This is a genomic window from Mycolicibacterium arenosum (assembly GCF_024320865.1).
GTDB classification, from domain to species: Bacteria; Actinomycetota; Actinomycetes; order Mycobacteriales; family Mycobacteriaceae; genus Mycobacterium; species Mycobacterium arenosum.
The window spans coordinates 228541-249429 of record NZ_JANDBD010000005.1; the positions used below are offsets into that span (position 1 = coordinate 228541).

The 20889-nt window shown below is 68.5% G+C and carries 21 protein-coding genes and 2 tRNA genes; 16 read left to right on the plus strand and 7 right to left on the minus strand.

What is annotated here, in order from left to right; all coding sequences use genetic code 11:
• Positions 1-305: 305 nt before the first annotated feature.
• Positions 306-381: transfer RNA gene (locus NM203_RS14390), tRNA-Lys, on the minus strand.
• A gap of 162 nt (positions 382-543) precedes the next feature.
• Here NM203_RS14390 and NM203_RS14395 point away from each other — a divergent pair.
• The 3 genes from NM203_RS14395 (at position 544) to NM203_RS14405 (ending at position 3359) form a co-directional block, all read left to right on the plus strand.
• Complete coding sequence (locus NM203_RS14395; RefSeq protein WP_255060664.1) at positions 544-1767, plus strand: L,D-transpeptidase; 1224 nt, start codon at positions 544-546, stop codon at positions 1765-1767.
• 212 nt (positions 1768-1979) lie between these two features.
• A complete protein-coding gene (locus NM203_RS14400) occupies positions 1980-2858 on the plus strand; it encodes a PP2C family protein-serine/threonine phosphatase (protein ID WP_255060665.1) in 879 nt (292 codons plus the stop codon).
• Positions 2859-2996: 138 nt separating this feature from the next.
• Positions 2997-3359: a histone-like nucleoid-structuring protein Lsr2 gene (locus NM203_RS14405; RefSeq protein WP_255060666.1), complete on the plus strand. Its 363-nt coding sequence runs from the start codon at positions 2997-2999 to the stop codon at positions 3357-3359.
• A 41-nt stretch (positions 3360-3400) separates the two neighbouring features.
• Here the strand turns inward: NM203_RS14405 and NM203_RS14410 are convergent.
• Positions 3401-3473: transfer RNA gene (locus tag NM203_RS14410), tRNA-His, on the minus strand.
• A gap of 43 nt (positions 3474-3516) precedes the next feature.
• On the minus strand, positions 3517-4164 hold the full coding sequence (orn, locus tag NM203_RS14415) for an oligoribonuclease (protein WP_255060668.1): 648 nt from the start codon (positions 4162-4164) through the stop codon (positions 3517-3519).
• A 47-nt stretch (positions 4165-4211) separates the two neighbouring features.
• Between orn and NM203_RS14420 the strand changes: the two genes are divergently transcribed.
• Positions 4212-5783 carry a helicase HerA-like domain-containing protein gene (locus NM203_RS14420; RefSeq protein WP_255060670.1) on the plus strand — a complete coding sequence of 524 codons (1572 nt, stop codon included), beginning with the start codon at positions 4212-4214 and terminating at the stop codon, positions 5781-5783.
• A gap of 13 nt (positions 5784-5796) precedes the next feature.
• Here NM203_RS14420 and NM203_RS14425 read toward each other — a convergent pair whose 3' ends face one another.
• Positions 5797-6537: a 3-oxoacyl-ACP reductase family protein gene (locus tag NM203_RS14425; protein WP_255060671.1), complete on the minus strand. Its 741-nt coding sequence runs from the start codon at positions 6535-6537 to the stop codon at positions 5797-5799.
• Between the two features lie 112 nt (positions 6538-6649).
• Between NM203_RS14425 and NM203_RS14430 the strand changes: the two genes are divergently transcribed.
• Positions 6650-7198 (plus strand): TetR/AcrR family transcriptional regulator, encoded by a 549-nt coding sequence (locus NM203_RS14430; protein WP_255060672.1) that lies wholly within the window; start codon positions 6650-6652, stop codon positions 7196-7198.
• Here NM203_RS14430 and cmrA read toward each other — a convergent pair.
• Positions 7195-8001, minus strand: coding sequence for a mycolate reductase (cmrA, locus tag NM203_RS14435; protein ID WP_255060673.1), 807 nt, complete (start codon positions 7999-8001; stop codon positions 7195-7197). The two genes, NM203_RS14430 and cmrA, sit on opposite strands and share 4 nt — an antisense overlap.
• Before the next feature lie 33 nt (positions 8002-8034).
• Here cmrA and NM203_RS14440 point away from each other — a divergent pair, with 33 nt between their 5' ends.
• Positions 8035-9363, plus strand: a complete 1329-nt coding sequence (locus NM203_RS14440) for an MFS transporter (protein WP_255060674.1) — start codon at positions 8035-8037, stop codon at positions 9361-9363.
• On the opposite strand, the gene NM203_RS14445 is transcribed toward NM203_RS14440, so the two are convergent.
• The gene (locus NM203_RS14445; protein ID WP_255060675.1) at positions 9319-10092 is read right to left on the minus strand and encodes an MmpS family transport accessory protein; all 774 of its coding nucleotides are present in this window, start codon (positions 10090-10092) and stop codon (positions 9319-9321) included. The genes NM203_RS14440 and NM203_RS14445 overlap by 45 nt on opposite strands.
• Positions 10093-10249: 157 nt before the next feature.
• Between NM203_RS14445 and NM203_RS14450 the strand changes: the two genes are divergently transcribed.
• Together NM203_RS14450 and NM203_RS14455 are read left to right on the plus strand one after the other, a co-directional pair.
• The gene (locus NM203_RS14450; RefSeq protein WP_255060676.1) at positions 10250-10474 is read left to right on the plus strand and encodes a hypothetical protein; all 225 of its coding nucleotides are present in this window, start codon (positions 10250-10252) and stop codon (positions 10472-10474) included.
• Between the two features lie 23 nt (positions 10475-10497).
• Complete coding sequence (locus tag NM203_RS14455; protein WP_255060677.1) at positions 10498-10653, plus strand: DUF6131 family protein; 156 nt, start codon at positions 10498-10500, stop codon at positions 10651-10653.
• On the opposite strand, the gene NM203_RS14460 is transcribed toward NM203_RS14455, so the two are convergent.
• Positions 10650-11264, minus strand: coding sequence for an SACE_7040 family transcriptional regulator (locus NM203_RS14460; RefSeq protein ID WP_255060678.1), 615 nt, complete (start codon positions 11262-11264; stop codon positions 10650-10652). The two genes, NM203_RS14455 and NM203_RS14460, sit on opposite strands and share 4 nt — an antisense overlap.
• A gap of 90 nt (positions 11265-11354) precedes the next feature.
• On the opposite strand from NM203_RS14460, the gene NM203_RS14465 reads away from it, so the two are divergent.
• The 8 genes from NM203_RS14465 to NM203_RS14500 all read left to right on the plus strand — a co-directional run bounded on the left by NM203_RS14465 (position 11355) and on the right by NM203_RS14500 (position 20889).
• Positions 11355-12905: a carboxyl transferase domain-containing protein gene (locus NM203_RS14465; protein ID WP_303624611.1), complete on the plus strand. Its 1551-nt coding sequence runs from the start codon at positions 11355-11357 to the stop codon at positions 12903-12905.
• A 2-nt stretch (positions 12906-12907) separates the two neighbouring features.
• Positions 12908-14920, plus strand: a complete 2013-nt coding sequence (locus NM203_RS14470) for an ATP-binding protein (protein WP_255060679.1) — start codon at positions 12908-12910, stop codon at positions 14918-14920.
• The gene (locus NM203_RS14475) at positions 14917-16077 is read left to right on the plus strand and encodes an acyl-CoA dehydrogenase family protein (protein ID WP_255060680.1); all 1161 of its coding nucleotides are present in this window, start codon (positions 14917-14919) and stop codon (positions 16075-16077) included. Before NM203_RS14470 ends, NM203_RS14475 begins: the two co-directional genes overlap by 4 nt.
• Positions 16077-16568, plus strand: a complete 492-nt coding sequence (locus NM203_RS14480; RefSeq protein ID WP_255060681.1) for a MaoC family dehydratase — start codon at positions 16077-16079, stop codon at positions 16566-16568. Before NM203_RS14475 ends, NM203_RS14480 begins: the two co-directional genes overlap by 1 nt.
• Complete coding sequence (locus NM203_RS14485) at positions 16568-17386, plus strand: HpcH/HpaI aldolase/citrate lyase family protein (RefSeq protein ID WP_255060682.1); 819 nt, start codon at positions 16568-16570, stop codon at positions 17384-17386. The genes NM203_RS14480 and NM203_RS14485 overlap by 1 nt, the downstream gene beginning before the upstream one ends.
• Positions 17387-17617: 231 nt before the next feature.
• On the plus strand, positions 17618-18718 hold the full coding sequence (gene pdhA, locus NM203_RS14490; RefSeq protein ID WP_255060683.1) for a pyruvate dehydrogenase (acetyl-transferring) E1 component subunit alpha: 1101 nt from the start codon (positions 17618-17620) through the stop codon (positions 18716-18718).
• Positions 18719-18721: 3 nt separating this feature from the next.
• Positions 18722-19762, plus strand: coding sequence for an alpha-ketoacid dehydrogenase subunit beta (locus tag NM203_RS14495; RefSeq protein ID WP_255060684.1), 1041 nt, complete (start codon positions 18722-18724; stop codon positions 19760-19762).
• Positions 19759-20889, plus strand: coding sequence for a dihydrolipoamide acetyltransferase family protein (locus NM203_RS14500; protein WP_255060685.1), 1131 nt, complete (start codon positions 19759-19761; stop codon positions 20887-20889). Before NM203_RS14495 ends, NM203_RS14500 begins: the two co-directional genes overlap by 4 nt.

The following is a 20889-nucleotide window of genomic DNA, read 5'->3' on the forward strand; positions in this document are numbered from 1 at the left end:
GATTTGGCAAATGTGTCGCCGCTTCGGACAAATTATTGACAGCAACGTCAGTCGCTACTGCGGCCGGCGTGCAGGTGCCAGTGTGTCCCACGTCACTGTGCAGCAAATATCACATGCGTCAATTAAGCCCTCGAACTGGGGGGATGCCCGGTTTGCTCGCGCCGGGCGAACCCCGGCGGCCGGGGATCGTCGCCGGCTGTGGTTGCCGTGCGCGGGGGCTGGCCGGGTTCGCCGTCTCGCCTGGGGCTGACGGCCCGACCGTGCCGCCCTGGAAATGACAAAAACCCCGCCTGAGCGGGGTCTTGTGGTGCGCCGTCAGGGTTTCGAACCCCGGACCCGCTGATTAAGAGTCAGCTGCTCTACCAACTGAGCTAACGGCGCGCGTGAGAGACGATAACAGTAGGGGGGCCGCGGGGTGAAATTCTTTCGGCGGAGCGTCCGGGGCCCGCGACGGTTCTGCTTCTGTCTCAGATGTCCCTTAGACTTATCGCCAAGTACGCGAGTACTTCGATGGGGCTCTCTATATCGCGAGGTGGAACAAGCATGTGGCAGGTCAAGCGCGTGGCTCGGCCGCGCCGGCTGCGAACTCTCGTGCTCGTCGCGGCACTGCTGCCCGCGATCGTTCTCGGAGCGGGAGCCTGCAGCACGGCTCCCGCGCCGCCACCGAAGCCGCAGACCATCACGGACAAGGGGACGCCCTACGGCGACCTGTTGGTACCGAAGCTGACGTCGTCGGTCACCGACGGTGCCGTGGGCGTCGCGGTCGATTCGCCGGTCACCGTCAGCGCGGAGGACGGCGTTCTCGGCGCGGTGAGCATGACCGATGAGGACGGCACGGCCATCGCCGGCCAGCTCAGCCCGGATGGCCTGCGCTGGAACACCACCGAGCAGCTCGGCTACAACGAGCGCTACACGCTGAACGCCCAGTCGTTGGGCCTCGGCGGTGTCACGAACCGTGTCATGACGTTCCAGACGCACTCGCCGGACAATCTGACGATGCCGTACCTGATGCCGGGTGACGGCGAGGTCGTCGGCGTCGGCCAGCCCGTCGCGATCCGGTTCGACGAGGACATCCCGAACCGGGTGGCCGCCGAGAAGTCGATCAAAATCACCACCACCCCGAAGGTCGAGGGTGCGTTCTACTGGCTCAACAATCGCGAAGTCCGTTGGCGCCCACAGAATTACTGGAAGCCCGGAACCAGGGTCGACGTCGCGGTGAACACCTACGGCGTGGACCTCGGCGACCGCCTGATGGGCCAGGAGAACGTCATCTCCCACTTCACCATCGGCGACGAGGTCATCGCTGAGGTCGACGACAACACCAAGGTCATCACCATCCGGCGCAACGGCGAGGTCATCAAGACCATGCCGACGTCGATGGGCAAGAACAGCACGCCCACCAACAACGGCGTCTACATCATCGGCGACCGGCTCAGCCACATGGTGATGGACTCGTCGACCTACGGCGTGCCGTCGAACTCGCCCAACGGGTACCGCACCGAGGTCGACTGGGCCACCCAGATGTCCTACAGCGGCATCTACGTACACGGCGCTCCGTGGTCGGTCGGCAGCCAGGGCTACAGCAATGTGAGCCACGGCTGCCTCAACGTCAGCACGTCGAACGCGCAGTGGTTCTACGAGAACACCAAGCGCGGCGACATCGTCGTCGTATCCAACACGGTCGGCTCGCTACTGTCCGGCACCGACGGTCTCGGCGACTGGAACGTCCCATGGGATCAGTGGAAAGCCGGCAACGCCAACGTCTGACGGCTCCGGCGGCCGCGGGTTCGGCCGGCCCGGCGGTGTCCGCACGTCCTCAAGCGCGGTGATGGGCGTTGTTCGCACTGCCGATTGACGCCGGTACCCGGCCCTCGGAGATTACGATCGCGCTGTAGGTCGGGGGTTGAGGAACTCGGCGTCAGGAGGGGTATGACGACCTGGTACCGACTACCGGCGAACGCTAACCGGATCCGGCCCTGGTGACCGGTGTGCCCGAACTGCACCGCGTCGCCCTTCCGCAGGCGACCGCGGACGGTGGTGACCACGCGGTACCCGACCGCGACTCGGTGCAACTCGGCGAGATCGTCCTGATGTCCGATCGCGGCCTTCGTCATTCGATCAACGAGGACGCGGCGGCCGCGGGGATCATCGCAGGCGACGGATCCGACCGACCGCATCCGCGGGTGGCGGTCGTGTGCGACGGCGTCTCGAGTTCCACCGCCGCGCGACTCGCGTCGTCGGCGGCGTCGAGAGCGGGGGTCGACGCGATGCTCGCCGCCTTGGCCGCCGCGGAATCGCCACTGGCGGCGGTGTTCGCCGGGCTCGCCGAAGCCGCGTCCGCGGCGGAGTCGGCGGGCGCCGAAGCGAGTCCGGGAACCGCCCCGTCCTGTACTTACACCGCAGCAGTGGTGGCCGAGAATGCCGCCGGCACCGTTCAGATCACGGTGGGCAACGTCGGCGACAGCAGGGCGTACTGGTTGCCGATTCCGCCGGGCGTTCCACGACAACTCACCGTCGACGATTCGGTGGCCCAGCAACTGGTGACCGCCGGGCTGCCTCCCGATTCACCGGCCGTTGCGCGAATGGCTCACGTCCTCTCCCGGTGGCTCGGCGGGCACACCGAGTCGAAACCCTGGTCGGAGTCGAGCGTCCAGACGATCGACGTCGATGACGCGGGGTTGCTGCTGTTGTGCACCGATGGACTGTGGAACTACCTTCCGGAAGCAGCCGATATCGCGTCGGTCCGCGCAGATGCCGAGGGAATCGACGCGGCCACCGTGCTCGTCGACCACGCGCTTCAGGCCGGCGGTCACGACAACGTGACGGTGATATTGATCCCGATTGACGGACAGTCGTGAGTTCGACTGAGGCGCAGAGTATCCACGTGCGTCGCGGGAGGTTCACTTGTCGCACGCGGATAACGCTCGTCCCTCGACGGTGTATTCATGATCGAATCCGGCTACGGTGGTCGACCGGGGATCGAAAGAGGAGACACCGTGGCCGAGAGAATCGTCCGGCAGCTCATCGATGACATCGATGGCTCCGACATCACCGAAGGGGGAGAACAGCTCGAATTCTCCGTGCGTGGGGTGACTTACCGCCTCGATCTGTCGTCGGCGAACGCGGCCAAGTTCGACAAGGTACTCAAGCCCTACATCGATGCGGCGGAGAAGGTGAGCGGCGCGGACAGCCCGCGCACCGGGGCGCCGCGTCGAGCGAGGAAGTCCGCCCGCGGTTCCTCGGGTTCGTCCGAGCAACTCGCCGCCATCCGGGCGTGGGCGCGGAAGAAGGGCTATGAGGTGTCGGACCGCGGGCGGATCAAAGCCGACATCGTGGAAGCGTTCAACGCCGCCCACTGACACCAAAGGTGGGAGGGCGTAAACGCCCTCCCACCTAATCGGGTGGCTGACGGGACTCGAACCCGCGACAGCCAGGATCACAACCTGGTGCTCTACCAACTGAACTACAGCCACCATTGCCGCCGAGCCACGCTGGACGCGGGCAGCGGAGTAGATACTAACCGCTCGAGCGCTCCGCGGCCGAATCCTTTGTCTCGCCGTTCGCTCCCGGCGGTCCGAGTTCGGCCGCGACGGCGGCGATGTCGCTGGTCGCCGGGCCCGGCGGCGCGACGAACGCGGTGCGCCGGTAGTACATGAGCTCGCGGATGGACTCGTGGATGTCGGCCAGCGCCCGATGGGCCAGCCCCTTCTCCGGCTGGCCGAAGTAGATCCGCGGATACCAGCGCCTGCACAACTCCTTGATGGAGCTGACGTCGATCATCCGGTAGTGCAGGAAGGCATCGAGCGTCGGCATGTCGCGCGCGATGAAACCGCGGTCCGTGGCGATCGAGTTACCGCACAGCGGAGCGGTGTTGGGCTGCTTGACGTGGCTGCGGATGTAGTCGAGCACCAGTGCCTCGGCGGTGCCGAGGTCGACGGTCGACCTGCGCACTTCCTCGGTGAGCCCCGACTTCCTGTGCATGGTGGCCACCACGTCGACCATTCCGTCGAGCGCCGCGTCGTCGGCGTGAATGACCACGTCGACCCCTTCGCCCAGGACGTTCAGCTCCGCGTCGGTCACCAGAGCCGCGATTTCAATGAGCTTGTCCGAACCCAGGTTGAGTCCGGTCATCTCGCAGTCGATCCACACCAGTTCGTCACGCACAGCGTTCAACAGTATTCCCACCGGCGACAACCAGTAGTCTCTGGCCCATGACAGCTGACGTGTCAGGCACCCCCGCGCAACAGATCGCCGCTGGTTACGCCGTTGAAGGCCAGGCCCTGGAGCTCGGCGCCGTCGTGGTCGACGGTGTCGTCGACCCGACCGCGCAGGTCCGGATACCGCTCGCCACCGTCAACCGGCACGGCCTCGTCGCGGGCGCCACCGGCACCGGCAAAACGAAGTCGCTTCAGGTCATCGCCGAGCAGTTGTCGGCGGCCGGCGTTCCGGTGCTGATGGCCGACGTCAAGGGCGACCTGTCGGGGTTGTCGCGCCCCGGCGCCGCCAACGACAAGACCACCCAGCGGGCCAGCGACACCGGCGACCAGTGGACTCCCACCGCGTTCCCCGTCGAGTTCCTGTCGCTCGGCACCGAGGGCATCGGCGTACCGGTGCGCGCGACGATCACCAGCTTCGGACCCATTCTGCTGTCGAAGGTGTTGGGGCTCAATGCCACTCAGGAGTCGACGCTCGGCCTGATCTTCCACTGGGCCGATCAGAAGGGCCTGTCGCTGCTGGATCTGAAGGATCTGCGCGCGGTCATCCAGTACCTCACCAGCGACGAGGGCAAGCCCGAACTGAAGGCGCTCGGCGCGGTGTCGCCGACCACGGCGGGGGTGATCCTGCGCGCGCTGGTCAACCTGGAAGCCGAGGGCGCCGACACGTTCTTCGGCGAGCCCGAGTTGGAGCCGAAGGATCTGATGCGCCTCGACGCGCAGGGCCGCGGCGTCATCACGCTGCTGGAACTCGGGGCGCAGGCGGCCCGCCCGGTGATGTTCTCGACCTTCCTGATGTGGGTGCTCGCCGACCTGTTCACGACGCTGCCCGAGGTCGGCGACGTCGACAAGCCCAAGCTGGTGTTCTTCTTCGACGAGGCGCATCTGCTGTTCAACGACGCGTCCAAGGCGTTCCTCGAGCAGGTCGAGCAGACCGTTAAGCTGATCCGTTCCAAGGGTGTCGGCGTCTTCTTCTGCACGCAGTTGCCCACCGACGTGCCCAACAACGTGCTCTCGCAGTTGGGCGCCCGCATCCAGCACGCGTTGCGCGCCTTCACGCCTGACGACCAGAAGGCGCTCACCAAGACCGTCCGCACGTATCCCAAGACCGAGGTCTACGACCTGGAGTCGGCGTTGACGTCGCTGGGGATCGGTGAGGCCATCGTGACGGTGCTGTCGGAGAAGGGCGCGCCGACGCCGGTGGCGTGGACCCGGATGCGGGCGCCGCGCTCGTTGATGGACACCATTGGGCCCGAGGCGATCTCGGCCGCGGCGAAGGCCAGCCCGTTGCAGGCGGAGTACGGCCAGACCATCGACCGCGAATCGGCCTACGAGCGGCTCAACGCCCGGATCGCCGAGCCGGACCCGGCGGCCACGCCCGTCCCCGCGAACACGGGGTTCGGCGGCGCGTCGACGACGGCGACCGTCAAGACCGCGCCGGTCGAGCCGGGCGTGGTCGAGGAGGTGCTGAAGTCCTCGGCGTTCAAGAGCTTCCTGCGCTCTGCGGCGACCGTTGCCGGCCGCGAGATCACCCGCAGCATCCTCGGCACCGGTCGCCGCAGGCGCTAACCAAAGCCGGCGCTCAGACCGTGAAGCCGCCGTCGACGTTGAGGTTGGCGCCGGTGATGTACTGCGACTCAGGCCCCGACAGGAAGCTGACCACGGCGGCGACGTCGCTCGTCCGGCCGTACCGGCCAAGCGCCACATGGGCTTTGATGCCCTCGGCGAACTCGCCCTCGTCGGGGTTCATGTCGGTGTTGATCGGGCCCGGCTGCACGTTGTTGACGTTGATGCCGCGCGGGCCGAGTTCGCGTGCCAGTCCACGGGTGAACGAGGACACCGCGCCCTTCGTCAGCGCGTAGACCGCCTGGCCTCCCGCCGATACCCGATCGGCGTTCACGCTGCCGATGTTGATGATGCGAGCGCCCTCGCCGAGGTGTCCGATCGCGCTGCGGACCGCCCAGTAGACGCCGCCGATGTTGACGGCGACCGAGCGGTCGAAGTCCTCCGGCGTGAACTCGTCGATCGGCGTCAGGTAGGCGACCGCCGCGTTGTTGACCAGGACGTCCAGCCCGCCGAGTTCGGCGACCGTCCGTTCGACGGCGGCGGTGATCTGGGCCGGGTCGGCGTTGTCGGCCTGGATCGCGACCGCCGTGCCGCCGCTCTCCGCCACCGCCGCAACGAGTTTCTCGGCGTCGACGGCCGATGCCGAGTAGGTGAACGCCACCGCCGCGCCGTCCGCGCTCAGGCGCCGCACGATCTCCGCCCCGATTCCACGCGAGCCGCCCGTCACGAGTGCCCGCTTGCCCGTCAAAAGGCCCATGTCATCCTCCGAAATGTAATAACGAACCGAGTTGTTACTAAGTACGTTGAGGTCAAGAGGAACGACGACGGGAAAATTCCCGGAGGCCGACGGGACGTCGAGGAGGTGGGCGATGGCAGTCGGACGGCCACGGGAGTTCGACGCGGGAGAGGTCGAGGAACAGGCGATGACGCTGTTCTGGGACCGCGGCTTCGACGGGGTGTCGATATCGGATGTCAGCGCCGCGACCGGGGTGAACCGCCGCAGCATCTACGCGGAGTTCGGTTGCAAGGAGAACCTGTTCGAGCGTGCCACGCAGCGCTATCTCGCAGGCCCCGGCGGATACCTCGTCGGAGCGCTCCAGCAGCCGACGGCGCGCGAGGTCGCCAGCGCGATGATGCACGGCGCGGCGGACGCCGTCAGCGGGGACACCCGCGGTTGCCTCACCGTCGGGAACGCCCCTGGCCTCACGGAACTGCGCGACGCCACGGCGCACCGATTGGCCGAACGCTTCGACGCCGCGGTCGCGGACGGCGAACTGTCAGGTGTGGACACCGTGCTGCTGGCTCGCTGGGTCTGCGCTGTCTGCCAAGGACTTTCGATCCAGGCCCGCAGCGGAGCCACCAGGGAGGAGCTGCACGCGGTGGCCGACCTCGCGCTGGCGGGCTGGCCCGAGCGCTAGTCGCCGCCGAGCTTCTTGTAGACCGCCCCGACGATGGGGGTGACGATCGCGCGGGGGGTGTACCCACTGGCAACCGACATCGCCTTCGACGTGACGCCGGGAACCACGCGCATCTTGTTCTTCTCGAGGCCGTCCAACGAGATCTTGGCGGTGTACTCCGTGGAGATCCAGAGGAAGTCCGGGATGAGCTTCTCCACCAGTGACTGCTCGTGCTCGACGGGCAGCGTCTCGCGGACGGGTCCCGGCGCGAGCAGCGTGACGTGGATGCCGTCCTTCTTGAGCTCGCCGCGCAGCGACTCGCTGAACGTGTTGGCGAACGCCTTGGTCGCGGCGTAGGTGGCGTTGTTCGGGATGGGGGAGTTGCCCGCCGCCGAGCCGGAGATCAGGATGCCGCCGGACTTGCGCGCGACCATGCCGGGCAGCACCGCGAGCACCGGGTCGTGCACGCCGAGGACGTTGAGTTGCACCTGATCCTTCTCGCCCTGCGGGTCCAGCGCGGCGATCGGTCCGAACGTCGCGGTACCGGCGTTAGCGCAGAGAATCGACACCTCGCGGCTCGCCAACTCGTCACAGAGCCTGCCGCGCGACTCGGGATCGGCGAGGTCGGCGGCGCGCACCTCGACGGTGACTCCGTAGCGGTCGGTCAAGCGCTGAGCCAGGCCGGTGAGCACCTCTTCGCGGCGGGCGGTGATGATCAGGTGGTGGCCGCGCGCGGCGAGTTCGGTGGCCAGCGCTTCGCCGATGTTCTGCGAGGCTCCGGTGACGACGGCGCGGGCATCCGGGCTTGGTGCGGGTACGGGCATGGAGTCGATGGTAGGGACCAATACAGTGGCGACATGACCAGCCCCAGGCGATCCGGCGTCGTCGCATGGGCGATGTGGGACACCGGCGCGACGGGGATGAACGCCATCGTCGTCACCTTCGTCTTCTCCGTGTACCTGACCGGATCCGTGGGGGAGGGCGCTCCCGGCGGCACCACGCCGGCGGAATGGCTCGGCCGTGCGCTGACGGCATCGGGTCTCGTCGTCGCACTGCTGGCCCCGGCGACCGGCGTCTGGGTGGACGTCGCGCACCGCAGGCGCGCGGTGCTGGCGGCGCTCACCGGCACTGCGGTCGTTCTGACGGCGGCCATGAGCCTGATCCAGAACGATCCGGCCTATCTGTGGCCGGGCCTGGTGCTGCTGGCCTGCACCGCGGCGTGCAGCGACCTCGCCACCGTGCCGTACAACGCGATGCTGCGGGAGTTGTCGACACCGTCGACGTCGGGCCGGATTTCCGGAATCGGTTCCGCCGCAGGCTATGCCGGCACGGTGCTACTGCTGCTGATCGTGTACCTCGGCCTGGTGCAGGGCGACGGCGACACCCGGGGGCTGTTCGGCATCACGTCGGCCAACGGCTGGCCCGCCCGCGCGGCGATGCTGCTCACGGCGGCCTGGTTCATCCTCTTCGCGCTGCCGCTGCTGGTGATCCGCCGCACCGAGTCGCCCGTCGAGGTCACCGCCAGGGTCGGCCTGGTGGGGGCCTACCGCAACCTGTGGGCGGAGTTGCGCGACCAGTGGTCGCGCGACCACAACCTCGTCTACTACCTGGTGGCCAGTGCGATCTTCCGCGACGGGCTGACCGGCATCTTCACCTTCGGCGCCGTCGTCGGGGTCGCCGTGTACGGGGTGTCGCAGGCGGACGTGCTGCTGTTCGGCGCGTGCGCGTGCACGGTCGCCGCGATCGGCGCCGTAATCGGCGGGATGGTCGACGACCGGATCGGCTCCAAACCCGTCATCGTCGGCTCGCTCACGTCACTCATCGTCATCGGCTGCGTGATGATCGCGCTCGACGGGCCGCTCGCCTTCTGGGTCTGCGGGCTGCTGCTGTGTCTGTTCGTCGGTCCCACCCAGTCCTCGGCACGCACCCAGATGCTGCGGTTGACCAGCGAGGGCAAGGAGGGCGTGGCCTTCGGCCTCTACACGACGACGGGTCGGGCCGCGTCGCCGCTGGCTCCGTGGTTCTTCGCGATGTTCATCGGCATCTTCGGCACCGACCGTGCGGGCATGGGCGGCGTCGCCACCGTGCTGGCGCTCGGCCTCATCGCGATGCTGCTGGTTCGGACGCCGCCGAATGCCGTGCTAACGGAGCGCGCCGCAGATGGTAAGCCCCGCGCCGGTGTTTGACTCCACCTGCGCGTCACCGACGGTGATCGAGCAGGTGATCTCGCGACCGAAGTTGATGATGTTGACGCTCGCCATGGAGTCGGGATCGGACAGTTCGACCTGCTTGCTCCACGGCAGCATGACGTTGAACTCGGTCTGCAGGATCCCGTCGGCGTCGACGTAGGTGATGCTGATCGCCCGCCCGGTGCCGCTGACGTCGTAGACGACGGTCTGCGCGGGTCCCGAGGGCGTCGGCGGGACGACGGGCACGCTCGGCGTCGTCTCCGTCGGTCGCGGCGTGGTGGTCCTCGGCCGGGACGGCGTCGTGGTGGGCGTCCGCGTGGTGGTGGTCGTCGTCGGCTCCGACGGCTGCAACGACGGCGGGGGCGCGACGACGGTCTGCTGTGACGAACTGTCGATGATCACGACGGCGACGATCAGCCCGAGCACCGTCACCATCGACAGCCCCGCGAGCACCCACAGCCACTTGCGCGACGGGGGGTCGGGCGGTGGCGGCGCATCCGGCGGGGCCGGCTGACCGTAGGCGCCGGTGCCGTACGCGTTCGTGGCGTAGGGGTCGTAGCCGTACTCGTACGGCGGGAGTTGCCGGGTGGGGTTCGGCACCTGTGCGGGCTGGTACGGCTGCTGACCGGAGGGCAGCTGGTTGCCGTAGGCGGGGTCCTGGTAGCCGGAGGCGCCGTACGGATACGGCTCACCCTGTCCGGGTCCACCTCGGTATGGATCGGTCATTCCCACCTCATGGTTGCAGGGTACCTGCGCGTCCGCCGGTGGCAGCGGCTCGAGATTCGCCTCGCCGGGACCCGATCGCCGATGCGCGTTTACCTGAATTGTCCGCTGGGTAAATACGACCCACGCCTTGCTGGCGAAACACGAAAGAAGGTCGATCGTGCGTGGTGGCGGAATCCTCGGGATCATCGTTCTCATCTGGTTGCTGATCGGCGCGTACGCGGCGTACGACCGCGGGTACTTCGCGACGGGTGAGAACAACTGCGGCACTGCGGCGACCATCGCGCTCAACGTGATCGCCGGGCCCCTCAACTGGGTGGGCGACATCAATCCGAAGGTCAGTGACTGCCGGCCGGATGTCGCCATCCCGCCGCCGAATCAGTGAACGAGTGAAGGAGTAGCGACAACATGATCGTCATCGGAATCATCCTGATCGTCATCGGCGTGGTGTTCGCCGTGCCGGTGCTGACGTACGTCGGCGTGGCCCTGGCCGTCATCGGCGCGGTGTTCTGGTTGCTCGGGCGTGCCGGCCACGCGGTTGGCGGACGCCGCGCCTGGTATTAGCCGGTTCGCGCTGAACTCAGCGCCGCAACCGTCATCGCCCGCAACACCGCCCGAGCCGTCTCGGGCGGCGTGCCGGGCTTGAGCCCGTGCGGCGTGGAGTTGAGCAGTCCGAAGGCGGCGTGTGCCATCAGCCGGGCGTCCGCCTCGCTCCGGCTGTCGTCCAGCTGCCGCAGCACGTCCACCCACACCTCGACGTACTGGCGTTGCGCTTTGCGCACCTGACGCTTCGCTGCGGCGGGCAGATGGCTCAGATCTCGATCCTGGATGCGGATGAGGTCGGATTCGTCGAACGCGAAGTCCAGATGGAAGTCGATGAGGCCGTTGAGCGCCGCCGCGGCGGAGTCCGCGTCCGCCACCACGGCCGTCGCCCCCGCCAGCAATCGGGTGCTGATGCCAACCAGCAGTTCGGCCAGCAGCGCCTCCTTGTTGGGGAAGTGCCGGTAGATAGCCGGTCCGCTGACACCGACCGCCGCACCGATGTCCTCGAGCCGGACCGCGAGGTAGCCGCGTTCGGCGACCAGTCGCTCGGCCGCGGCGATCAACTGGGAGCGCCGGTCCGACTTGGCCCGACTGCGGCGCGTCGCGGTGGCGTCGGACTGCGTGACCGCCATCACACCTCCGCCCGTTCGTGACAATCTCGGTTAATTGTGATTAACATACCATCAGTTAGTCGTCATTAACTCAACCGAAGCGGGTCAACGTTGTCTACGCGGGTGTCACATCGCGAACAGCACCTCGAACTGGTGGCGCAACTGCGTGCGAAGTTGGCGGCCGCCGCTCTCGGCGGTTCGGAACGGGCGCGCGAACGCCACGTCAGCCGGGGCAAGCTGTTGCCCCGCGACCGCGTCGACGGTCTCCTCGACCCCGGCAGCCCGCTGCTGGAGATCGCGCCGCTGGCCGCCGACGGGATGTACGACGACGAGTGCCCCGGCGCGGGCATGATCGCCGGAATCGGCCGGGTGTCGGGCCGCGAATGCGTGATCGTCGCCAACGACGCGACCGTCAAGGGCGGCACCTACTACCCGATCACCGTGAAGAAACACCTTCGGGCACAGGAGATCGCGAGCCAGAACCACCTACCCTGCATCTACCTGGTGGACTCGGGCGGCGCCTTCCTGCCTCGCCAGGACGAGGTGTTCCCCGACCGGGAGCACTTCGGCCGAATCTTCTACAACCAGGCCACCCTCAGTGCGCGCGGCATCCCGCAGATCGCCGCCGTGCTCGGGTCGTGCACCGCCGGCGGCGCCTACGTCCCCGCGATGAGCGACGAGGCGGTCATCGTGCGCAACCAGGGCACGATCTTCCTCGGCGGTCCGCCGCTGGTGAAGGCGGCGACCGGCGAGATCGTCACCGCCGAGGACCTGGGCGGCGGCGACCTGCACTCCAAGGTCTCAGGGGTCACCGATCACCTCGCGCACGACGATCGCGACGCACTGCGCATCGTGCGGCGCATCGTCGCCACGCTCGGGCCCCGCACGCCAACGCCCTGGGAGGTGGCGCCCACGAAAGATCCGATCGCCGACCAGAGCGAGTTGTACGACGTGGTGCCCGTCGACTCGCGGGTGCCCTACGACGTGCACGAGGTCATCACACGCGTCGTCGACGGTGGCGACTTCACCGAGTTCAAGGCCGAGTACGGCAACACGCTCATCACCGGGTTCGCCCGCATCCACGGACATCCCGTCGGCATCGTCGCCAACAACGGCGTGCTGTTCGGCGAATCCGCCCAGAAGGGCGCGCATTTCATCGAATTGTGCGACAAGCGCTCCACCCCGCTGCTGTTCCTGCAGAACATCTCCGGCTTCATGGTCGGCCGCGACTACGAAGCGGGCGGCATCGCCAAGCACGGCGCCAAGATGGTGACGGCCGTGGCGTGCGCACGGGTGCCCAAGTTCACCGTCGTGATCGGCGGCTCCTACGGTGCGGGCAACTACTCGATGTGCGGGCGCGCGTATTCACCGCGGTTCCTGTGGATGTGGCCGAACGCGCGCATCTCCGTGATGGGCGGGGAACAGGCCGCGTCGGTGCTCGCCACCGTGCGCGGTGACATGACGCCCGAGGAGGAAGAGGCCTTCAAGGCTCCGATCCGTGCGCAGTACGAGGATCAGGGCAATCCCTACTACTCGACGGCCCGGCTGTGGGACGACGGGGTGATCGACCCCACCGACACCAGAAACGTTGTGGGACTGGCGCTCTCGGCGGCGGCTCATGCGCCGCTCGAGCCGGTCTCCTACGGCGTCTTCAGGATGTGAGCATGTTCGATACCGTACTGATCGCCAACCGGGGCGAGATCGCCGTCCGCGTCATCCGGACGTTGCGCGCCATGGGAATCCGCTCGGTCGCCGTGTTCAGCGACGCGGATGCGGGTGCCCGGCACGTCGCCGAGGCCGACGTCGCGGTGCGGATCGGCCCGGCGCCCGCGCGACGGAGTTACCTGTCCATCGACGCGATCCTCGACGCGGCGGCCCGCACCGGTGCTCAGGCCGTCCACCCCGGCTACGGTTTCCTCTCGGAGAACTCCGATTTCGCCGCTGCGCTGGATAAGGCGGGGCTGGTCTTCATCGGCCCGCCCGTTGGCGCCATCCAGACGATGGGCGACAAGATCGCAGCCAAGGCCGCGGTCTCGGAGTTCGGCGTGCCCGTGGTGCCCGGCATCTCGCGACCGGGACTCACCGACGACGACCTGATCGGCGGCGTCGCGGACGTGGGCTTCCCCGTCCTGGTGAAACCGTCGGCGGGTGGCGGCGGTAAGGGGATGCGCGTCGTGGGGGAGGCCGGCGAACTGGCCGCCGCGCTGGTGTCCGCGCGCCGCGAGGCGGCCGCGTCGTTCGGCGACGACACCCTGTTCCTGGAGCGGTTCGTGTTGAACCCCAGGCACATCGAGGTCCAGATCGTAGCCGACGGCCACGGCAACGTCGTGCACTTCGGCGAACGCGAGTGCAGCCTGCAGCGCCGCCATCAGAAGGTCATCGAGGAGGCGCCGTCACCGCTGCTCGACGCCGCGACCAGAGCGCGCATCGGCGCCGCGGCGTGCGACACCGCCCGCAGCGTCGGCTACTCGGGTGCCGGCACGGTCGAGTTCATCGTGTCCGCCGACCGCCCCGACGAGTTCTTCTTCATGGAGATGAACACGCGACTGCAGGTCGAGCACCCCGTCACGGAGATGGTGACCGGCGTCGACCTCGTCGAACTGCAGGTGCGGATCGCCGCGGGCGAGGCGTTGCCCATCCGGCAGGACGACGTGACACTGACCGGGCACGCCATCGAGGCGCGCGTCTACGCCGAGGACCCGGCCAACGGCTTCCTGCCGACCGGGGGGACGGTGCTGGATGTGTTGGAAGCGCGGGTCGGCGGGCAGGAGCGCAGCGACCGGGGATTCAGCACCGCGAGAGTCGATTCGGGCATCTACGCCGGAACCGTGGTCGGCAGCGACTACGACCCGATGCTGGCCAAGGTGATCGCCCACGCCGACGATCGCCCCGCGGCGCTCCGCGCCCTGGACCGCGCCCTGGCCGGCACCGCGGTGTTGGGTGTGACCATCAACGTGGACTTCCTGCGGTTCCTGCTCGCCGACCCCGACGTCGCCGCGGGCCGCCTCGACACCGGGCTGCTGGACCGGCGGGTGCCGGACTATCCGGGCGTCGACGCGGGAGACGACGAGCTCATCGCCGCCGCCGCGTACCTCTGGCTGACGCGGTGGGCGAGGCGTGGTGACGACACCTGGGCCGTGCCGTCGGGCTGGCGGATGGGGGAACACGCACCGACCGTGCACCGGCTGCGCCTGGGCGATCGGACGGACCACGTGTACCTCACGGGCACGCCCGGCGACGCCGTCGCACGCGTCGAGGACGGTGAAACCCGATCACTGTCAGCGGCTCTCGACGGTCGTGAACTCGTCGTGACGCTGGACGGCGTGCGCACCGCGTACGTCGTCGCGGCCGACGGCCCGGTCTGGCTGTCACGCGAGGGCCGGACCGTCGCGGTCGAGGAGGTTCGCGAAGCGCCGGTGCGACCAGACGACGAGCACAGCGGCGACGCGGAGCTCGTCAGCCCGATGCCGGGCGCGGTGGTCGCGGTCGGCGTCGAAGACGGCGCGTCCGTGACCGCGGGCACCGTCGTCGTCACCGTCGAGGCCATGAAGATGGAGCACGCGCTGTCGGCACCGGTCGACGGCATCGTCGAACTACTCGTCGCCGTAGGCGACCAGGTCAAAGTGGGTCAACCGCTGGCCCGAATCATCGCCGCTAGCAAGGAGTCCCAGACATGACTGATTTTCTGTCGACCGGCACGCTGCCCGACCACTACGAGCAGCTGGCCAAGACGGTCCGAGATTTCGCGACGAGCGTGGTCGCGCCCGTAGCCGCCAAACACGACGCCGAGCACTCGTTCCCCTACGAGGTGGTCGCGGGGATGGCGGACATGGGTCTGTTCGGGCTGCCGTTCCCCGAGGAGTACGGCGGCATGGGCGGCGACTACTTCGCGCTGTGCCTGGCGCTCGAGGAACTCGGCAAGATCGACCAGAGCGTGGCGATCACCCTGGAGGCCGGCGTATCGCTGGGCGCCATGCCGGTGTACCGCTTCGGCACAGAGGAGCAGAAGCAGGAGTGGTTGCCGCTGCTGACGTCCGGCAAGGCGCTCGGCGCGTTCGGGCTCACCGAGGCCGGCGGCGGTAGCGACGCGGGCGCCACGAAGACCACCGCCAAACTCGACGACGACCACTGGGTCATCAACGGCACCAAGCAGTTCATCACCAACTCCGGCACCGACATCACGAAGCTCGTCACCGTCACCGCGGTCACCGGCGAAGTCGACGGCCGCAAGCAGATCTCGTCGATTCTGGTGCCGGTGCCCACCGAGGGTTTCACCGCCGAGCCGGCGTACGACAAGGTCGGCTGGAACGCGTCCGACACCCATCCGCTGAGCTTCGACGACGTGCGGGTGCCGAAGGAGAACCTGCTGGGCGAGCAGGGGCGCGGCTACGCGAACTTCCTGCGCATCCTCGACGAGGGCCGCATCGCCATCTCCGCGCTGTCGGTCGGCGCCGCACAGGGCTGCGTCGACGAGTGCGTGAAGTACGCCAAGGAGCGCGAGGCGTTCGGTGCCGCGATCGGCACGTACCAGGCCATCGCCTTCAAGATCGCCCGAATGGAGGCCCGCGCGTACGCCGCCCGCGCCGCGTACTACGACGCGGCCGCACTCATGTTGGCGGGTAAGCCGTTCAAGAAGGCGGCGGCCGTCGCCAAGCTGGTCTCCAGCGAGGCCGCGATGGACAACGCCCGCGACGCCACCCAGGTGTTCGGTGGCTACGGGTTCATGAACGAGTACCCCGTCGCGCGACACTACCGCGACAGCAAGATCCTCGAGATCGGCGAGGGCACAACGGAAGTCCAGCTGATGCTGATCGCGCGGGAGGCCGGTCTCTGATGACCGAGAAGAAGATCGTCGTACAGCGCGGGCTCTGGTTCGAGGAGTTCGAAACGGGTGTGCTGTACCAGCACCGGCCGGGCCGCACCATCACCGAGGCCGACAACGTGCTGTTCACCACGCTGACGATGAACACCCAGGCGCTGCACCTCGACGCGGCGTTCTCCGACGCGCTGCCGCCGTTCCATCAGCGGCTGGTGAACTCGATGTTCACGCTGTCGACGCTCGTCGGACTCTCCGTCGCGCAGTTGACGCAGGGGACCATCGTCGGCAACCTCGGATTCGGCGAGGTCGCGTTCCCCAAGCCGCTGTTCCACGGCGACACCCTGTACGCCGAGACCGAGATTTTCGAGAAGCGCGAATCCAAGAGCAGGCCGGGCGAGGGCATCGTCACCTTCTCGCACGTCGGCCGCAATCAGCACGGGGACGTCGTCGCGACCGCATCGCGAAAGACCATGGTGCGCAAGCGCCCCGAGGGGGAATCAGCGTAATGGCGTTGGGAAACAACGGCCCCGGCTGGCTGTTCTGCCCGGCCGACCGGCCCGAGCGGTTCGGCAAGGCCGCCGCGGCGGCCGACGTCGTGATCCTCGATCTCGAAGACGGTGTCGCGGCGAAGGACCGCGAGGCGGCGCGCGAGGCGCTCGTCACCACCCCGCTGGATCCCTCGAAGACCGTCGTTCGGGTCAATCCCGTTGGCACCCCGGATCACCCGCTGGACCTCGAAGCGCTGAAGGCGACCGCCTACTCCACCGTCATGCTCGCCAAGACGGAAACGGTCGACCAGGTCGCGTCGCTCGCGCCGCTGGACGTGATCGTGCTCGTCGAGACGCCACTGGGTGCGCTCGCGGTGGCCGACACCGCCCGCGTCGACAACGCCTACGCCGTCATGTGGGGTGCCGAGGACCTGTTCGCCGCGACCGGGGGCACCGCGAACCGGTGGCCCGACGGCGGGTACCGCGACGTCGCCAAGCACGTGCGCTCGCAGAGCCTGCTGGCGGCGAAGGCGTTCGGACGCCTGGCGCTCGACTCGGTGTACCTGGACATCAAGGATCTCGACGGGTTGCGCGCCGAGACCGACGACGCCGTCGCGGTCGGCTTCGATGCGAAGGTCGCGATCCACCCCACTCAGGTGGCGGTCATCCGCGCCGGTTACACCCCCACGGCCGAGCAGGTCGACTGGGCCGCCAGGGTCCTCGACGCCGCGCGTGCGGAGCGCGGGGTGTTCCAGTTCGACGGCCAGATGGTGGACATGCCGGTGCTGCGGCGCGCCCAGCGCATCGTGGCGCTCGCGCCCGCGTCGGACGGCTGACCGGCCCGACGCGTCATGGCCGCCGCGCGGCGAACCGAGACGTCGCCCGGTTCGAGCGCATAATGGGGGTTGCCCCAGTACCCCGGCGGGCAGAGCGCACCGTCGCGTTGGCGCCACACCCCGGCCGCTGACGGACAGACCTCCCACCAGAGGTCCTGCTCCATCGCCGTCGTACTGAGCACCTCAGTCGCCGGACGGCGCGACCCGTCGTCCGTGACCCCAGGAGGCGGTATGGCCGGGTTGGTTCAGCGCACCTCGACGCCGTTCTGCGTCGACGACGAGCCTATTCAACTGGTGGCGCCCGACGGCGCACCGACCGCCGAACGCCGCCTCCGAAGACACCTCCCTCCGGAGACTCTGACCTGGCTCTACGAGTCGATGGTGGTGACCCGCGAGCTCGACACCGAGTTCATCAACCTGCAGCGTCAGGGTGAGCTCGCGCTGTTCGCGTCGTGCCGCGGGCAGGAGGCCGCTCAGATCGGCGCCGCCGGGTGCCTGCGCAAGACCGACTGGCTGTTCCCGCAGTACCGCGAACTCGGGGCGTTCCTGATCCGCGGTATCGCCCCGGCGCAGTTGGGTGCGGTGTGGCGCGGTCGCTGGCACGGCGGCCTCGGGTTCACCGAGAAGTGCGTCGCGCCCATCGCGATCCCTATAGGCACCCACGGCCTGCACGGCGTCGGTGCCGCGATGGCCGCGCAGCGTCTCGGCGAGGACTCCGTCACCGTCGTCTTCATGGGCGACGGCGCCACCTCGGAGGGCGACGCGCACGAAGCGCTGAACCTGGCGAGCGTGTTCAACGCGCCGTGCGTGTTCCTCGTGCAGAACAACCAGTGGGCGATCTCGGTTCCGGTCGCGAAGCAGCAGGCCGGGCCGACACTCGCACATCGTGCCGTCGGCTACGGCATGCCGGGGGTGCGGGTCGACGGCAACGACGTGCTCGCGTGCTACGCCGTGATGGAGGACGCCGCCGCTCGGGCCAGGGCGGGCGGCGGGCCGACGTTCATCGAGGCCGTGACCTACCGGATGGGGCCGCACACCACATCCGACGATCCGACGCGCTACCGCGACGACGCCGAGGTCGAGTACTGGCGGACACGGGATCCCATCGACCGGTTCCGCACCTACCTGCAGCGCGCCGAGGTGTGGAGCGAACGCGTCGAGGAGAGGATCGCGCACCGTGCGCAGCGAATGCGGGCCGAGTTGCGCGACTCGGTGATCAACGAACCCGACATCGACGTGGCCGAGGTGTTCGACACCGTCTACCAGCGCATCACCCCGGACCTCGCGCGGCAACGCGACGATTTGACGGCCGAATTGGCAAGGGAGGCATGAGAGATGACGCAGATCATCGAACGTCCCTTCGGCGTCGACGACTTCCCCGAGCCGCCGGTCGAACCCGTGGTCGAGGTCGCCGAGCTGTCGATCGCCACGGCCGTCAACCGTGCGCTGCGCGACGCGATGCGGGCCGACGACCGGGTGCTGGTGTTCGGCGAGGACGTCGCGCGTCTCGGCGGCGTGTTCCGGGTGACCGAGGGCCTGGCCGACGCGTTCGGTGAGGCCAGGTGCTTCGACACCCCGTTGGCGGAGTCCGCGATCATCGGCATCGCCATCGGCATGGCGATCCGCGGCTTCATACCGGTGCCGGAGATCCAGTTCGACGGTTTCGCGGCACCGGCATTCGACCAGATCGTCAGCCACCTGGCGAAGTATCGGATGCGCACCCGTGGGGACGTCGACATGCCGGTGACGATCCGCATTCCGTCGTTCGGGGGAATCGGTGCAGTGGAACACCATTCGGAGTCCACCGAGTCCTACTGGCTGCACACCGCCGGGCTGAAGGTGGTGGTGCCGTCGACGCCGTCCGATGCGTACTGGCTGCTGCGCTACGCGATCGCCGAGCGCGACCCGGTGATCTTCCTCGAGCCCAAGCGCCGCTACTGGAGCCGAGGCCCCGTGGACACGACCAATCCCGCTGAGCCCATCGGCCGCGCCGTGATCCGTCGGCCCGGCTCCGACGTCACCGTGCTCACGTACGGCTCGCTGGTCGGCACCGCGCTGAGCGCCGCCGAGATATGCTCCGCGGCACTGGAAGTGGTCGATCTGCGGTCACTGAATCCGCTGGACTTCGACACCATCGCGGCCTCGGTGCGCAGAACCGGACGGGCGGTGGTGATGCACGAGGGCTCGCGCACGCTCGGGTTCGGCGCCGAACTCGCGGCGCGCATTCAGGAGGAGTGCTTCTACGACCTGGAGGCCCCGGTGTTGCGCGCCACGGGTTTCGACACGCCGTACCCGCCCGCCCGGCTGGAGAGGTTATGGCTGCCGGGCGTCGACCGACTGCTCGACTGCGTCGACAAGGCGATGAGCCAGCCGTGACTAGGGTCGAGGATTTCCTGGTACCCGACCTCGGCGAGGGGTTGGAGGAGGCGACCGTCACCGAGTGGCAGGTCGCGGTGGGCGACGAGGTCGCACTGAACCAGCCTCTGTGCACCGTGGAGACCAACAAGGCGGAGGTCGAGATCCCGAGTCCCTACGAGGGGCGCGTCACCGAACTCGGTGGCGCGGCGGGGGAGACCCTGCGCGTCGGTTCCGTGCTGGTGCGGATCGAGACGGACGCGGCGCCCGCGCGAAAGCCGGTGCTCGTCGGATACGGCGCCGATGACACCATCGACGCGTCGCGGCGCCGCGGCCGGGCCAAGCCGCCGGTGCGCAAGCTGGCCGCCGACCTCGACGTCGACGTGGACGCCGTGGCGCCGGGATCCGGGCCCGGCGGCATCGTCACTCGGGCGGACGTCGTCGCCGCTGCGAGCGGTGCGGATGCCGGTGACGCTCCGGTCGGCGGCGTCCGGCTGGAGATGGCCAGGCGGATGGCGCAGTCGCGGCGCGAGATCCCCGACGCTCACGCCTCGGTGCAGGTGGACGGTACGCGACTGTTGGCGCTCCGGGACCGACTGCGCGACAGGGGCGCCGAGCACGTCACCCCGTTCTCGCTGACGCTGCGCCTGCTCGCCGTGGCACTGGGCAGGCACCGCGCACTCAACGCCACCTGGGTCGACACCGTAGACGGAGCGCGCGTTCACATGCACCCCGCGGTGCACCTCGGCGTCGGCGTCGCAGCGCCGCGCGGCCTGCTGGTTCCCGTGGTTCGCGACGCGCAGGCGCTGTCGACTCGCGACCTCTCCGCCGAGATCGCCCGCCTGATCGCCGCGGCGCGCGCGGGCACGCTGAAACCCGGTGAGTTGCAGGGCTCGACGTTCACGGTGTCGAACTTCGGCGCGCTCGGACTCGACGAGGGGGTGCCGGTCATCAACTACCCGGAAGCGGCGATCCTCGGGATGGGCGCGCTGAAGCCCAGGGCCGTCGTCGTCGACGGTCAGGTGGTCGCGCGGCCGACGATGACGCTCACGTGCGCGTTCGACCACCGAGTCGCCGACGGCGCCCAGGTGGCGGCGTTCCTGTGCGAGTTACGGGAACTCGTGCAGGATCCCGCGCTCGCCCTGTAG

What these genes read in the sequence shown, in the direction of transcription:
- NM203_RS14395 (WP_255060664.1), top strand. Translation starts at nt 544, where the DNA reads ATGTGGCAGGTCAAGCGCGTGGCTCGGCCGCGCCGGCTGCGAACTCTC.
- NM203_RS14420 (WP_255060670.1), top strand. Translation starts at nt 4,212, where the DNA reads ATGACAGCTGACGTGTCAGGCACCCCCGCGCAACAGATCGCCGCTGGT.
- NM203_RS14425 (WP_255060671.1), bottom strand. Translation starts at nt 6,537, where the DNA reads ATGGGCCTTTTGACGGGCAAGCGGGCACTCGTGACGGGCGGCTCGCGT.
- NM203_RS14430 (WP_255060672.1), top strand. Translation starts at nt 6,650, where the DNA reads ATGGCAGTCGGACGGCCACGGGAGTTCGACGCGGGAGAGGTCGAGGAA.
- cmrA (WP_255060673.1), bottom strand. Translation starts at nt 8,001, where the DNA reads ATGCCCGTACCCGCACCAAGCCCGGATGCCCGCGCCGTCGTCACCGGA.
- NM203_RS14440 (WP_255060674.1), top strand. Translation starts at nt 8,035, where the DNA reads ATGACCAGCCCCAGGCGATCCGGCGTCGTCGCATGGGCGATGTGGGAC.
- NM203_RS14445 (WP_255060675.1), bottom strand. Translation starts at nt 10,092, where the DNA reads ATGACCGATCCATACCGAGGTGGACCCGGACAGGGTGAGCCGTATCCG.
- NM203_RS14455 (WP_255060677.1), top strand. Translation starts at nt 10,498, where the DNA reads ATGATCGTCATCGGAATCATCCTGATCGTCATCGGCGTGGTGTTCGCC.
- NM203_RS14460 (WP_255060678.1), bottom strand. Translation starts at nt 11,264, where the DNA reads ATGGCGGTCACGCAGTCCGACGCCACCGCGACGCGCCGCAGTCGGGCC.
- NM203_RS14470 (WP_255060679.1), top strand. Translation starts at nt 12,908, where the DNA reads ATGTTCGATACCGTACTGATCGCCAACCGGGGCGAGATCGCCGTCCGC.
- NM203_RS14475 (WP_255060680.1), top strand. Translation starts at nt 14,917, where the DNA reads ATGACTGATTTTCTGTCGACCGGCACGCTGCCCGACCACTACGAGCAG.
- NM203_RS14480 (WP_255060681.1), top strand. Translation starts at nt 16,077, where the DNA reads ATGACCGAGAAGAAGATCGTCGTACAGCGCGGGCTCTGGTTCGAGGAG.
- NM203_RS14485 (WP_255060682.1), top strand. Translation starts at nt 16,568, where the DNA reads ATGGCGTTGGGAAACAACGGCCCCGGCTGGCTGTTCTGCCCGGCCGAC.
- pdhA (WP_255060683.1), top strand. Translation starts at nt 17,618, where the DNA reads ATGGCCGGGTTGGTTCAGCGCACCTCGACGCCGTTCTGCGTCGACGAC.
- NM203_RS14495 (WP_255060684.1), top strand. Translation starts at nt 18,722, where the DNA reads ATGACGCAGATCATCGAACGTCCCTTCGGCGTCGACGACTTCCCCGAG.